Source organism: Starkeya nomas (assembly GCF_902703545.1).
Taxonomy (GTDB): domain Bacteria; phylum Pseudomonadota; class Alphaproteobacteria; order Rhizobiales; family Xanthobacteraceae; genus Ancylobacter; species Ancylobacter moscoviensis.
This window is the reverse complement of the sequence record NZ_CACSAS010000001.1, coordinates 4,231,366-4,244,825: the sequence shown is the minus strand read 5'-3', so window position 1 is coordinate 4,244,825 and position 13,460 is coordinate 4,231,366. Positions and strand designations below refer to the sequence as shown.

At 69.4% G+C, this 13,460-nt stretch carries 10 protein-coding genes; 4 read left to right on the top strand and 6 right to left on the bottom strand.

Translation table 11 applies throughout. From position 1 onward, the window contains the following. Window positions 1-2 precede the first annotated feature (2 nt). Window positions 3-896 (bottom strand): acetylglutamate kinase, encoded by an 894-nt coding sequence (gene argB, locus STARVERO_RS20080; protein WP_144341538.1) that lies wholly within the window; start codon window positions 894-896, stop codon window positions 3-5. A gap of 210 nt (window positions 897-1,106) precedes the next feature. On the opposite strand from argB, the gene STARVERO_RS20075 reads away from it, so the two are divergent. From STARVERO_RS20075 to mutS, 3 genes are all read left to right on the top strand, one after another. Then, window positions 1,107-2,570 (top strand): MATE family efflux transporter, encoded by a 1,464-nt coding sequence (locus tag STARVERO_RS20075; RefSeq protein ID WP_159601074.1) that lies wholly within the window; start codon window positions 1,107-1,109, stop codon window positions 2,568-2,570. Window positions 2,571-2,638: 68 nt separating this feature from the next. Then, window positions 2,639-3,118 (top strand): MmcB family DNA repair protein, encoded by a 480-nt coding sequence (locus tag STARVERO_RS20070; RefSeq protein WP_159601072.1) that lies wholly within the window; start codon window positions 2,639-2,641, stop codon window positions 3,116-3,118. Window positions 3,119-3,233: 115 nt separating this feature from the next. Beyond that, a complete protein-coding gene (mutS, locus tag STARVERO_RS20065; protein ID WP_422802179.1) occupies window positions 3,234-5,993 on the top strand; it encodes a DNA mismatch repair protein MutS in 2,760 nt (919 codons plus the stop codon). A gap of 159 nt (window positions 5,994-6,152) precedes the next feature. Here mutS and STARVERO_RS20060 read toward each other — a convergent pair whose 3' ends face one another. Together STARVERO_RS20060 and ppdK are read right to left on the bottom strand one after the other, a co-directional pair. Beyond that, window positions 6,153-6,443: a GIY-YIG nuclease family protein gene (locus STARVERO_RS20060; protein WP_244616841.1), complete on the bottom strand. Its 291-nt coding sequence runs from the start codon at window positions 6,441-6,443 to the stop codon at window positions 6,153-6,155. A gap of 116 nt (window positions 6,444-6,559) precedes the next feature. Next, window positions 6,560-9,238 (bottom strand): pyruvate, phosphate dikinase, encoded by a 2,679-nt coding sequence (gene ppdK, locus STARVERO_RS20055; RefSeq protein WP_159601068.1) that lies wholly within the window; start codon window positions 9,236-9,238, stop codon window positions 6,560-6,562. 295 nt (window positions 9,239-9,533) lie between these two features. Here ppdK and STARVERO_RS20050 point away from each other — a divergent pair, with 295 nt between their 5' ends. Next, the gene (locus tag STARVERO_RS20050; RefSeq protein ID WP_144341533.1) at window positions 9,534-9,932 is read left to right on the top strand and encodes a DoxX family protein; all 399 of its coding nucleotides are present in this window, start codon (window positions 9,534-9,536) and stop codon (window positions 9,930-9,932) included. A 68-nt stretch (window positions 9,933-10,000) separates the two neighbouring features. Here the strand turns inward: STARVERO_RS20050 and STARVERO_RS20045 are convergent, their stop codons facing one another. The 3 genes from STARVERO_RS20045 to STARVERO_RS20035 form a co-directional block, all read right to left on the bottom strand. Then, window positions 10,001-10,153: a DUF3096 domain-containing protein gene (locus tag STARVERO_RS20045; RefSeq protein ID WP_422802178.1), complete on the bottom strand. Its 153-nt coding sequence runs from the start codon at window positions 10,151-10,153 to the stop codon at window positions 10,001-10,003. A gap of 119 nt (window positions 10,154-10,272) precedes the next feature. After that, the gene (gene glyS, locus STARVERO_RS20040; RefSeq protein ID WP_159601064.1) at window positions 10,273-12,321 is read right to left on the bottom strand and encodes a glycine--tRNA ligase subunit beta; all 2,049 of its coding nucleotides are present in this window, start codon (window positions 12,319-12,321) and stop codon (window positions 10,273-10,275) included. A 95-nt stretch (window positions 12,322-12,416) separates the two neighbouring features. Beyond that, a complete protein-coding gene (locus STARVERO_RS20035; RefSeq protein WP_159601062.1) occupies window positions 12,417-13,358 on the bottom strand; it encodes a glycine--tRNA ligase subunit alpha in 942 nt (313 codons plus the stop codon). Window positions 13,359-13,460: the final 102 nt, after the last annotated feature.

Here is a 13,460-nt window from a genome sequence, read left to right as displayed (position 1 = left end):
CCTCAGGGCCGGATCAGCGTGCCGGCGCCGTGGTCGGTCAGCAGTTCCAGCAGCACGGCGTGCGGCACCTTGCCGTCGAGGATGACGACGCCCTCCACGCCCTGCTCCAGCGCGTAGATGCAGGTCTCCACCTTCGGGATCATGCCGCCGGAGATGGTGCCGTCCGCGATGAGTGCCCGCGCCTGAGCGATGGTCAGCTCCTTGATCAGCTGCTTGTCACGGTCGAGCACGCCCGGCACGTCGGTGAGCAGCAGCAGGCGCTTGGCGCCGAGCGCGCCGGCGATGGCGCCGGCGAAGGTGTCGGCGTTGACGTTGAACGTGCCGCCGCCCTCGCCGGTGGCGACCGGCGCCAGCACCGGGATCAGCTCGCGGCCGAGGATCTGGTCGAGCACGGTCGTGTCCACCTTCTCCGGCTCGCCGACGAAGCCGAGATCGATCACCTGCTCGATGTTGGAATCCGGGTCGCGGACGCTGCGCGTCACCTTGGAGGCGACGACCATGTTGCCGTCCTTGCCGGACAGGCCGAGCGCCTTGCCGCCGGCCTCGTTGATGAAGCCGACGAGCGATTTGTTGATCGAGCCCGCCAGCACCATCTCGACGATCTCGACGGTGGCCTTGTCGGTGATGCGCAGGCCGGCGGCGAATTCGGACTTGATGCCGAGCTTGGCCAGCATGGCGCCGATCTGCGGACCGCCGCCATGCACCACCACAGGGTTCACGCCGGACTGCTCGAGCAGGACGATATCCTGCGCGAAATCGCGCGCCACCTGCTCGTCGCCCATGGCATGACCGCCATACTTCACCACGATGACGGCATCGTCGTAGCGCTGCATGTGCGGCAGCGCCTGCACCAGCACGCGAGCCTTGGTGTGATCGTCGATAATCTCAGCGGACATGGCAGATCCGTTCGCGCGGGCAGGAAACCGGACGGGGCCGCGGTGGCGGCCGGTTGGGGCGAGCCCTTCTAGCCGATTTCGATGACGCTTCTCAATCGCCGCATCGCCCTATCTCCTGGTCATGTCCGCGCCATGGCGGGCAGCGGTGCAAGGGCCGACTTGCGCCGCACCTCCTGTCCGGGCGCACGCCGACGTGCCATATGCTCCCGCATGAACCCGCGTTCCGCTTCCGCCCGCCCCATCGAGGCCCGCTTCGTCGAAGGCTCCACGCTGCGCCACGTCGCGGTGATGACGGCGGCCGGCTCGGTCGGCCTGGTGGCGGTGTTCGTCGTCGACCTGCTCAACCTCTTCTACATCTCGCTCCTCGGCGAGGAGGAACTGGCGGCCGCCATCGGCTATGCCGGCACGGTGATGTTCTTCACCACCTCGGTCGGCATCGGGGTGATGATCGCGGGCTCGGCGCTGGTCTCGCGGGCGGTCGGCAGCGCGCGGATGGAGGCCGGCCGGCGGCTCTCCACCTCCTCCTTCATCTATATGGCGCTGGCGACGGCGGTCATGGCCGCGGTGATGCTGCCCGTGCTCGCACCCATGCTGGCGCTGCTCGGGGCCAGCGGACGCACGCTGGAGATGGCGCGCGACTTCCTGCTCATCGTGCTGCCCTCGACCCCGCTGCTCGGCATCGGCATGGCCGCCTCCGGCACGCTGCGCGGCATCGGCGACGCGCGCCGCTCCATGTGGGTGACGCTGTCGGGCGGCCTCGCGACCGCCGTGCTCGACCCGCTGCTGATCCTGGTGCTCGGCCTCGGTGTCGAGGGCGCGGCCATCGCCTCGGTGCTGGCGCGCGTGGTCATGGCCGCCTACGGCCTGCATGCCGTGGTGCGGGTCCACCGCCTCGCCGAGCGGCCGAGCCTCGCCAGCCTCCTGCAGGATCTCGGGCCGCTCTCGGCCATTGCGGTTCCGGCGATCCTCACCAACATCGCCACCCCGGTCGGCAACGCCTACGTCACCTATGCCCTCGCCCCGCATGGCGACGCGGCGGTGGCCGCCTGGGCGGTGATCGGCCGGCTGATCCCGGTCGCCTTCGGGCCGCTCTTCGCGCTCACCGGCGCCATCGGCCCGGTGATCGGCCAGAATGTCGGCGCGCTGCGCTACGACCGGGTGCGGCAGGCGATCCGTGACAGCCTCAAGCTGACGCTCATCTATGTGCTGCTGGTCTGGCTCGTCATGGCGCTGGCGCGCGGGCCGATCGCCAGTGTCTTCGGCCTGTCGCCGGAGGGCGTCGGGCTGGTGGAGTTCTTCTGCCTCTACGCGGCGGGCAGCTATGTGTTCTTCGGTGCGCTGTTCGTCGCCAACGCCGCCTTCAACAATCTCGGCGCGCCGCTGCTCTCCACCCTGTTCAACTGGGGACGGGCGACGCTGGGCACCATTCCCTTCGTCTGGCTCGGCGGACGCTTCTACGGCGCGGAAGGGGTCATCGCCGGGCAGGCGCTCGGCTCCGTCGCCTTCGGCGTGGCCGCGCTGTTCAGCGCCTTCGCCGTGGTGCGGCGGCTCAATGCCGGCACGCTCCCGCCCGCCCCCGCGCCCCAGCTCGCGGGCGCCGAGCTGCCGCCGTTCTCCCGTGGCGAGGACGCGCCGGCGATCGAGTCCGCTCCCGCCGACCCCCGCCGCGGATAGGGCCTCGCCGTCCCCGCTTTTCGCGATGCCACTTCCCTCTCCGTGAGGAGAACGGATAGAGTACGCGCATGAGCGAACCCGCCCTCGTCCTGCCCCCCGACGGCCGCCAGTCGGAGACCGCACGCGCCATCCAGCGCGGGGCGATGCGCTATCTGGCGGCACGCGGGCTGGTCGGCGTGCCGGAATTCTCGCTCGCCTCCGGGCGACGCGCCGACATCGCCGCCATCGACCTGCGCGGCGAGGTGTGGGTGGTGGAGATCAAGTCGTCGGTGATCGATTTCCGCACCGACCATAAATGGACCGATTACCGGCTCCATTGCGACCGGCTGTTCTTCGCCGTCGGCCCGGATTTTCCGCTCGACATCCTGCCCGAGGACGCCGGCATCATTGTCGCCGACCCGTTTGGCGCCGGGCTGATCCGCGAGGCGCCCCATCACCCCATGCCGGGCGCCACCCGCAAGGCGCTCACCCTGCGCTTCGCCCGCGCCGCCGCCGGTCGGCTGATGGGGCTGATGGACCCCGAGGCGCTGCGCGGCATAGAGCTTTGACGCTTTCCCCCGGATCGCCCATCCGGGCGACGGAAACCGCGTCATGGCAAAACAGTGAGGGGATAACCGGCCTCAACGCTTGAAACCCGGCCCCCGCCTTGCCAGCGTCGCCCACATGGATGCGTCAGTGAACAAGACCGAGCCCGGCGAGGCCACCACCGCGCGCGCCGCAGCCAAGGCGGCCGGCGACGCCGAGCGCGTCACCCCGATGATGGCGCAATACATCGAGATCAAGACCGCCAATCCCGGCAGTCTGCTGTTCTACCGGATGGGCGATTTCTACGAGCTGTTCTTCGACGACGCCGAGGTCGCCTCGCGCACCCTCGGCATCGTGCTCACCAAGCGCGGCAAGCATCAGGGCGAGGACATCCCGATGTGCGGCGTGCCGGTGGAGCGCGCCGAGGAATATCTCAACAAGCTCATCGCGGCGGGCCACCGCGTGGCGGTCTGCGAGCAGATCGAGGACCCCGCCGAGGCGAAGAAGCGCGGCCCGAAGAGCGTGGTGAAGCGCGACGTCATCCGCCTGGTCACGCCGGGCACGCTGACCGAGGACGCGCTGCTCGACGCGCGGCGCGAGAACGTGCTCGCCGCCGTGGCACGGGTGCGCGGCGGCGATGGCGAGGACGGTTATGTCTATGCCCTCGCCTTCGCCGACATCTCCACCGGCTCCTTCCGCGTCGCCGAGACCGACGCGCTGCGGCTTGCCGCCGACCTCGCCCGCATCGAGCCGGCCGAGCTGCTGGTCGCCGACGCGATCTATGACGAGCCGGCCTTCCGGCCGCTCTGGCGCGCCCTGCCGGCCGTGACGCCGCTGCCGAAGGAGAGCTTCGACGGCTCGACCGCCGAGCGGCGCATCGCCGGCTTCTTCCAGGTGGCGACGCTCGATTCCTTCGGCACCTTCTCGCGCGCCGAGCTCACCGCCGCCGCCGGCGTCGTCGCCTATATCGAGCGCACCCAGCTCGGCGCCCGCCCGCCTTTGAGCCGGCCGCAGCGCGAATCCTCCGCCGATGCGATGGTGATCGACCCGGCGACGCGGGCGAACCTCGAAATCCTGCGCACCACCACCGGCGACCGGGCAGGGAGCCTGTGCGCCTCGGTCGACCGCACCGTCACCTCGGCCGGCGCGCGCCTGCTCGCCCGGCGCCTCGCCGAGCCGCTGACGGACGCCGCCCGCATCGCCGGACGGCTCGACGCGGTGGAGCACCTCGTCGACGAGACGGCGCTACGCGCGCAGCTGCGCGAGCGCCTCGCCGGTGCGCCGGACCTCGCCCGCGCCCTCTCGCGCGTCGCGCTCGGCCGTTCCGGCCCGCGCGACCTCGCCGCCATCGGCCGCGGCCTGACCGAGGGCGCCGCGATCGCCGCCCTCATCGCCGCCTCGCCCGCGCCCGAGGAACTGGCGCGGGCGGCGGAGGTGCTCGGCGGTGTCGACCCGACCCTGGCAGCCGCGCTCGCCGCCGCGCTGGACGACGACTTGCCGCTCAACCGCCGCGACGGCGGCTTCACCCGGCCCGGCTATTCCGACGAGCTCGACGCGACGCGCGCCATGCGCGACGAGAGCCGGCGCGTGGTCGCGGCGCTGGAGCGGCGCTATGTCGAGGAGACCGGCGTCCGCGCGCTGAAGATCCGGCACAACGCGGTGCTCGGCTATTATGTCGAGGTCAGCCAGCAGAACGCCGACCGGCTGCGCGAGCCGCCCTTCGATGTCGTCTTCGTGCACCGGCAGACCATGGCGGGCGCGATGCGCTTCACCTCGACGGAGCTCGCCGAGCTGGAAGCCAAGATCGCCAGCGCCGGCGAGCGCGCGCTCGCCCTGGAGCAGCGCATCTTCGACGAGCTCGCCGCCGCCGTGCTCACTCATTCGGAAGCCATCCGCGCCTGCGCCGAGGCGCTCGCCGTGATCGACGTCACCGCCGGTCTCGCCAAGCTCGCCGTGGACGAAGCGCATGTGCGCCCGGACGTGCATGACGGGCTCGACTTCCTCATCGAGGGCGGCCGTCATCCGGTGGTCGAGCAGGCGCTGCGGCGCGACGGCGGGCCGTTCGTGGCCAATGACTGCGAACTCTCGCCGCCGGAAAATGCGAAGTCGGGGCGCATCTGGCTGGTCACCGGCCCGAACATGGCGGGCAAGTCGACCTTCCTGCGCCAGAACGCGCTGATCGCCATCCTCGCCCAGGCCGGCGCCTTCGTGCCGGCGCGGGCCGCCCGGATCGGTGTCGTCGACCGCCTCTTCTCGCGGGTGGGCGCAGCGGACGACCTCGCGCGCGGCCGCTCGACCTTCATGGTCGAGATGGTCGAGACCGCCGCCATCCTCAACCAGGCGACGGAGCGCTCGCTCGTCATCCTCGACGAGATCGGACGCGGCACCGCGACCTTCGACGGCCTCTCCATCGCCTGGGCGAGCCTCGAGCACCTGCACGAGGTGAACCGCTGCCGCGGCCTGTTCGCCACCCATTTCCACGAGCTGACCGCCCTCTCCCAGCGCCTCGGCCGCCTCGTCAACGCGACGGTGAAGGTGAAGGAATGGGAAGGCGAGGTGATCTTCCTGCACGAGGTGGTGCCGGGGGCGGCGGACCGTTCCTACGGCATCCAGGTGGCCAAGCTCGCCGGCCTGCCGCCGGCGGTGGTGGAGCGCGCCCGCGCCGTGCTGACCGAGCTGGAAAGCGCCGACCGCGCGGCGCCCGCCCAGCGCATCCTCGACGATTTGCCGCTCTTCGCCGCCCTCAACCGTGCCCCACCACCGGAACCAGCCGCCAAGGCCGACCCGGCGGCGGAGGCGGTGAAAAGCGCGCTGAACGGCCTCGATCCCGACGAGATGACCCCGCGCGAGGCGCTCGACGCGCTGTACCGGCTGAAGGCGGCGGCGCGGGGCGGGTAAACCCTAGCACGGTAGGGCGTGGATGCCCGGGTCAAGCCCGGGCATGACGGGCAGCATCGTCCGTGATCTTGCGCTCCCGTGGCGATCCGGGTTTGCGCTCTGCATTCCAACCCAAAGTAACGTCATCCCCGGGCTTGACCCGGGGATCCAGCTTACGCCTCAGCGGGCGATCTCGTCGTAGAGGTCGCGCCACGCCGGGTTGCCATTGAGGATAAGCGCGACCTTCCATGCGCGCGACCAGTGTTTAACGGTCTTCTCGCGCTGGATGGCGGTCGCGATGTCGTCGAAGCGTTCGAGATGAACGAGGGTTTTCAGGCCGTATCGCGCGGTGAAGCCGTCGGCCAGACCTTCGCGGTGCTCGAAGACGCGCCGGACGATGTCCGAGGTTACGCCGACATAGAGGGCGCCGTTCGGCCGGTTGGTGAGGATGTAGACGAAGCCGCCCCGCATGCGGGAAACGTCAGGGACGTGGATGCCCGGGTCAAGCCCGGGCATGACGGTGTGGCGCGGACAGGGCGTCATTCCGGCCGGCCTTACCTCCGGCGAAATGACGCCTCTCTACCGGCTCACGCCTGGCTTGCCACCTGCGTCCTGAGCGCGGCCTGCGCCGCCGCGAGGCGGGCGATCGGCACGCGGAAGGGCGAGCAGGACACGTAGTCGAGGCCCACTTCCTCGCAGAAGGCGACGGAAGCCGGGTCGCCGCCATGCTCGCCGCAGATGCCGAGCTTGAGCTTCGGGCGCACCGCCCGGCCACGCTCGGTGGCGATCTTCACCAGCTCGCCGACGCCATCGGTGTCGATCGAGACGAACGGATCCACCTCGAAGATGCCCTTGGCGATGTAGGTGCCGAGGAAGGTGCCGGCGTCGTCGCGCGAGATGCCGTAGGTCGTCTGGGTGAGATCGTTGGTGCCGTAGGAGAAGAACTCCGCCGTCTCGGCGATCTCGCCGGCCTTCAGCGCCGCGCGCGGCAGCTCGATCATGGTGCCGACCTGATAGTTCAGCTTGGCGCCGGTCTCGGCCTCGACCTTCTTCGCCACCGCGTCGATGTCGGCCTTGATGAGGTCGAACTCCTTCTTGCCGGTGATCAGCGGCACCATCACCTCCGGCACCACCGGCTTGCCGGTGGTCTTCTCGGCGGCGACCGCCGCCTCGAAGATGGCGCGCGCCTGCATCTCGGCGATCTCCGGGAAGGCGATGGCGAGACGACAGCCGCGGAAGCCGAGCATCGGGTTGAACTCGTCGAACTCGCGCTTGCGCGCCGCGAGCTTGGCGGCGCTGACGCCAAGGCCCTCGGCCACTTCCGCGATCTCCGCGTCGGTGTGCGGCAGGAATTCGTGCAGCGGCGGATCGAGCAGGCGGATCGTGACGGGCAGGCCGTCCATGATCTCGAACAGCTCCTGGAAGTCCGCACGCTGGGCGGCGAGCAGCTTGGCCAGCGCCGCGCGGCGGCCCTTCTCGTCGTCCGCGAGGATCATTTCGCGCACGGAACGGATGCGGTCGCCGTCGAAGAACATGTGCTCGGTGCGCGACAGGCCGATGCCCTCGGCGCCGAAGTTCTTGGCGGTGCGGGCATCGAGCGGGGTCTCGGCATTGGCGCGCACCTTGAGGCGGCGCACGCCGTCCGCCCAGCCCATCAGCGTGGCGAACTCGCCCGACAGTTCCGGCTGGAGGGTCGGCACCGCGCCGGCGATCACCTGCCCGGTGGCGCCGTCGATGGTGAGGATCTCGCCCTTCTTCAGCGTCACCCCGCCCGAGGTCAGCGTGCCCGCCGCATAGTCGACGCGGATCGTGCCGGCGCCGCAGACGCAGGGCTTGCCCATGCCGCGCGCCACCACCGCCGCGTGCGAGGTCATGCCGCCGCGCGTGGTGAGAATCCCTTGCGCGGCGTGCATGCCGTGGATGTCCTCCGGCGAGGTCTCGATGCGCACGAGGATGACCTTGCGGCCCTGCGACTTCAGCAGTTCGGCATCGTCGGCCGAGAACACGATCTCGCCGGACGCCGCGCCGGGCGAGGCCGGAAGCCCGGTGCCGATCACCTTCTTCTCGGCCTTGGGGTCGAGCATCGGGTGCAGGAGCTGGTCGAGCGCCGCCGGATCGACGCGGGCGATCGCCTCCTCGCGGGTGATCACGCCGTCATTGGCGAGCTCCACCGCGATGCGCAGCGAGGCCTTGGCGGTGCGCTTGCCCGAGCGGGTCTGCAGCATCCACAGCTTGCCGCGCTCGACGGTGAATTCGAGGTCCTGCATGTCGCGGTAATGCGCTTCCAGCACGTTCGCGGTGCGCTGGAACTCCGTGAACACCTCCGGCAGCGCCTTTTCCATGGACGGCTTGTCGGAGCCGGCCTCGATGCGCGCGGCCTCGGTGATGTTCTGCGGCGTGCGGATACCCGCCACCACGTCCTCGCCCTGGGCGTTGATCAGGAACTCGCCATAGAGCGCGTTCTCGCCGGTGGACGGGTTGCGGGTGAAGGCGACGCCGGTGGCGGAGGTCTCGCCCATATTGCCGAACACCATGGCCTGCACGTTCACCGCCGTGCCCCAGCTCTCGGGGATCGTGTGCAGCCGGCGATAGACGATGGCGCGCTGGTTCATCCACGAGCCGAACACCGCGCCGATGGCGCCCCAGAGCTGGTCGTGCGGGTCCTGCGGGAAGGGGCGGCCGAGCTCGTGCTCGACCAGCGCCTTGTAGCGCTTGACGATCTCCTTCCAGTCGTCGGCGGAGAGATCGGTGTCGAGGTTGAGGCCGTGGTCGGCCTTGTAGCCGTCCAGCACCTCCTCGAAGTGATGATGCGGGAAGTCCAGAACCACGTTCGAGTACATCTGGATGAAGCGGCGATAGCTGTCATAGGCGAAGCGGGCGTCGCCGGAGGACGCGGCGAGCGCCTCGACGGTGACGTCGTTCAGGCCGAGATTGAGCACGGTGTCCATCATGCCCGGCATCGAGGCCCGGGCGCCGGAACGCACCGAGACGAGCAGCGGGTTGGCGGGGTCGCCGAAGGTACGGCCGGCGAGCGCGCCGACATGGCGAAGCGCAGCGTCGACCTGCGCCTTCAACTCATCCGGGTAGGCATTGCCATGGGAATAGTAATAGGTGCAAACCTCGGTGGAGATGGTAAAGCCCGGCGGGACCGGGAGCCCGAGATTGGACATTTCAGCGAGGTTCGCGCCCTTGCCGCCGAGAAGGTTGCGCATGTCCGCCGCACCTTCCGCAGTGCCGTCGCCGAAGGTGTAGACCCATTTCGTCATTTCGGAAGCCCCGTTGGGGATGAAGCCGGGACGGCCTCATCGCCGTGATGGAAATTCAGCCATGGCTGAATATTACGCACCGACAAAGGGTTGGGCCGGATTACGACATTTACTCCGCGCCTTTTCCCGGAAGATGATCTAGCGTCTTGAGGTCTTTCCTTCAATCCATCATTCGCAGTGCATCATAAACTTTGTGCCCTGCACCGATAGTAGGGGAAGGCGGCCAATTGCCGCCGCCGGACGGTTCAGGCAGGCTCCTGCCGCCGGCAACCCACTTACAGCCCAGGGACTTTCCATGATTGGCACACTGAACCGACTGGCGCCCCACGCCTTGAGCCTTCTGCGCATCGCCGCCGCCCTGCTGGTGCTCCAGCACGGCACGACGAAGATCCTCGGCTTCCCGGCCACGCAGATGACCGGCGTGGACCTGACCACCCCGCCGGGGATCGCCGGCATCATCGAGCTGGTCGGCGGCCTGCTGCTGCTGATCGGGCTGTTCTCCCGCGCGACCGCCTTCATCCTGTCCGGCATGACGGCAGTGGCCTATTTCCTGGTCCACGCGCCGCAGAGCTTCTTCCCGATCCTCAATGGCGGCGAGCTGGCGGCGCTGTACTGCTTCGTCTTCTTCTACCTCACCTTTTCCGGCCCCGGCCCGTGGAGCGTCGATGCGCTGCGCGGCTCCACCGACGCATAGTCCTCCTGCTGCCGAGACGATGCCCGGGCACGTCCCGGGCATCCGCCTGCCTGGGCGACCGGGGCCCGCTACATCGGCATGCCGCCGCTGCGGCCGAGCAGGCCCATGACGCCGATGAAGATCAGGTAGATCGCGACGATGTAGTTGAGCAGGCGCGGCATCACCAGGATGAGGATGCCGGCGATCAGCGCGACGACCGGCTGGACCGCGATGATGTTCATGTCCATCTTGTCACTCCACGAAGCGGCAGTGCCCTAAGCAGACCGGCCGCGGGATGGTTCCCGCGCCGATCCGCCGCACAGCTTCATGGTACCGCCCCGGCAGCCGGGACGGAAAGGGCTCAGCCCTCGATACGGTCGAAGTCCGCGATGGTGCGGGTCGCCGTGCGGATATCGGCGAGCAGGCGCAGCCGGTTGGCGCGCAGCGCCTTGTCCTCGGCGTTCACCGTCACCTTCTCGAAGAAGGCGTCGACCGGCGCGCGCAGGCCCGCCATCAGCGCCATCGCGCCCTCGAAATCCTCCGCCGCCAGCGCCGTCTCGATCTTCGGGCCGAGCGCGGCGATCGCCTCGGCGAGAGCGCGTTCCTCCGGCTCGTGCAGCAGCACCAGATCGACGCCGCCATCATAGGAGACGCCGTCCTTCTTCTCTTCGATGCGCAGGATGTTCGCCGCGCGCTTGGCGCCGGCGAGCAGGTTGCGGCCGTCATCCGTGCTGAGGAAACGCCCGAGCGCCTCGACCCGCTTCACGACCAGCAGGAGGTCGTCCTGGTCGGGAAGCGCAAACACCGCGTCCACGAGGTCGTGGCGGGCGCCCTGTTCGCGCAGATGCACCTTCAGGCGGTCGGCGAAGAAGGCGAGGAGGTCGGGCTCGACGAATTCCGACAGCTTCAGCCGGAGACCGTTGTCGAGCACGATGCGCACCACGCCCAGCGCCGCCCGGCGCAGCGCGTAGGGGTCCTTCGAGCCGGTCGGCTTCTCGTCGATGGACCAGAAGCCGGTGAGCGTGTCGAGCTTATCGGCCAGCGCCACGGCGACGGAGACCGGCGCGGCCGGCACGCGGTCGCCCGGGCCCTGCGGCTTGTAGTGCTCCTCCGCCGCGAGGGCGATCTCTTCCGGCAGACCCTCGAGGCGGGCGTAGTACTTGCCCATCAGGCCCTGCACCTCGGGGAACTCGCCGACGACTTCCGTGCGCAGGTCGCTCTTGGCGTAGAGCGCCGCCTGCTCGGCCAGCCCGGGAGAGGCACCCACGAGCGGCGCCAGCGCCTTGGCCAGCGCGGCGATGCGCTCGATGCGCTCGAACTGCGAGCCGAGCTTCTCGTGGAAGGTGACGTTGCCGAACTTCGCCAGCCGCTCGGCCAGCGGCACGGTAGCGTTGGTCCTGCGGTCGGTGTCCCAGAAGAACTTGGCGTCCGACAGGCGCGCGCGGATGACGCGCTCATTGCCGGCGACGATGGCCCTGCCGCCGTCGCTCGCCTTGAGGTTCGAGACGAGGATGAAGCGGTTGGCGAGGCGCCCGGTCTTCGGGTCCTTCAGCACGAAGCATTTCTGGTTGATGCGGATGGTGGCGCGGATCACCTCGTCCGGCACATCGAGAAAGCCCGCGTCGAACGAGCCCATCAGCACCACCGGCCATTCCACGAGACCGGCGATCTCGTCGAGCAGCCCCTCGTCCTCGACCAGCTCCAGCCCCTGCGCGAGGGCGAGGTCCTTGGCGTCGGCGAGGATGATGTCCTTGCGGCGCTCGCGGTCGGCGACGACGAAGGCCGCTTCCAGCTTGGTCATCCAGTCGTCCAGCCGGCGCACCCGGATCTCGCCCGACGAGAGGAAGCGGTGGCCGCGCGTGGTGTCGCCGGATTTCAGCCCGTCGACCTCGAAGCGGACCACCTCCGGCTCCTCGGTCTCCGGCCCGAAGGTGCAGAGGATGGATTGCAGCGGGCGGACCCAGCGCAGCGTGCCGGAGCCCCAGCGCATCGACTTCGGCCAGGGGAAGGCGCGGATGATCTCCGGGACGATCTCGGCGATCACCTCCGGCGTGGTGCGGCCGTGCTTGTGGATGCGCGCGACGTAGAATTCGCCCTTCTTCGGGTCGCTCTCGATGGTCGCCTGCTCGATGGTATCGAGGCCCGCCGCCTTGAGGAAGCCCTGGATCGCCGCCTCCGGCGCGCCGACGCGCGGCCCCTTGCGCTCCTCGTGGGTGTCCGGCTGGTGGGCCGGCAGGCCATGTACCGCCAGCGCCAGCCGGCGCGGGGTGACGAAGGCCTTGGCGCCCTCATAGACGAGCCCCCGATCGACCAGCGCGTCGGTGACGAGCTTCCTCAGATTCTCCGCGGCCCCGGCCTGCATGCGGGCGGGAATTTCTTCGCAGAACAGTTCGAGCAGAAGATCGGGCATGGCCACGTCGATTGGTTCGGGGATCATCGGGTGCGGGGCCGCTCTAGCATGCGGCACCACGCGAAGGGAGGGCGCCGCGCTCAGGCGGCCGGCGCTCAGGTCGCCGGGGTGCCTCCGGCGGCCGTGGCGAGCCACGCCGCGCCGCAGGCCTTGGCAAGCTCGCGCACACGCAGGATGTAGCTCTGGCGCTCGGTGACGGAGATCACGCCGCGCGCGTCGAGCAGGTTGAAGACGTGGCTCGCCTTGATGCACTGGTCATAGGCCGGCTGCGCCATCAGGTGGCGCTTGCGGTCGTCGCTCCAGCCGGCTTCGAGGTACTTCGCCGCGGCGCTCTCGGCCATGCGGAACTGATCGAACAGCATCTGCGTGTCGGCGTGCTCGAAATTGTGCCGGGAATATTCCTGCTCGGCCTGCAGGAACACGTCGCCATAGGTGACCTTCTCGGCCCCCTCGCGGCCGTTGAAGTTGAGGTCGTAGACGTTCTCGACCCCCTGCACATACATGGCGAGGCGCTCGAGGCCGTAGGTCAGCTCGCCGGAGACCGGCGCGCATTCGAAGCCGGCCACCTGCTGGAAATAGGTGAACTGCGAGACCTCCATGCCGTCGCACCAGCACTCCCAGCCCAGCCCCCAGGCGCCGAGCGTCGGGCTCTCCCAGTCGTCCTCGACGAAGCGCACATCGTGGAGGCGCAGATCGATGCCGATGGCCTCCAGCGAGGCGAGGTAGAGATCCTGCAGGTTGGCGGGCGAAGGCTTCAGGATCACCTGATACTGGTAATAGTGCTGCAGCCGGTTCGGATTCTCGCCGTAGCGCCCGTCCTTCGGGCGGCGCGAGGGCTGCACATAGGCCGCCTTCCACGACAGCGGCCCGAGAGCCCGCAGCGTGGTCGCCGGATGGAAGGTGCCGGCGCCGACCTCCATGTCGTAGGGCTGGAGCACGACGCAGCCCTTGTCCGCCCAGAAGGCATGGAGCGCGAGGATGAGCCCCTGGAACGACTTGTCGGGGCGCATATGGGGCGGCAGGGCGGGATCGATCATCGGAAATGGCCGGCGGTTGGCTTGGGAAAGGCGGCGCAACCTAGGCTGCGCAAGGCATTCGATCAAGGTGGCGTGTCAGGGACCCGTCCCTCGGTTCCCGCC

Coding starts and splice junctions, on each gene's coding strand:
- STARVERO_RS20060 (WP_244616841.1), bottom strand. CDS start 6,443: ATGCGGGGCGGCTTCGTCTACATCCTCACCAACCGGCCGAACGGCGCC.
- mutS (WP_422802179.1), top strand. CDS start 3,234: ATGGATGCGTCAGTGAACAAGACCGAGCCCGGCGAGGCCACCACCGCG.
- STARVERO_RS20050 (WP_144341533.1), top strand. CDS start 9,534: ATGATTGGCACACTGAACCGACTGGCGCCCCACGCCTTGAGCCTTCTG.
- STARVERO_RS20075 (WP_159601074.1), top strand. CDS start 1,107: ATGAACCCGCGTTCCGCTTCCGCCCGCCCCATCGAGGCCCGCTTCGTC.
- ppdK (WP_159601068.1), bottom strand. CDS start 9,238: ATGACGAAATGGGTCTACACCTTCGGCGACGGCACTGCGGAAGGTGCG.
- STARVERO_RS20045 (WP_422802178.1), bottom strand. CDS start 10,153: ATGAACATCATCGCGGTCCAGCCGGTCGTCGCGCTGATCGCCGGCATC.
- glyS (WP_159601064.1), bottom strand. CDS start 12,321: ATGCCCGATCTTCTGCTCGAACTGTTCTGCGAAGAAATTCCCGCCCGC.
- STARVERO_RS20035 (WP_159601062.1), bottom strand. CDS start 13,358: ATGATCGATCCCGCCCTGCCGCCCCATATGCGCCCCGACAAGTCGTTC.
- argB (WP_144341538.1), bottom strand. CDS start 896: ATGTCCGCTGAGATTATCGACGATCACACCAAGGCTCGCGTGCTGGTG.
- STARVERO_RS20070 (WP_159601072.1), top strand. CDS start 2,639: ATGAGCGAACCCGCCCTCGTCCTGCCCCCCGACGGCCGCCAGTCGGAG.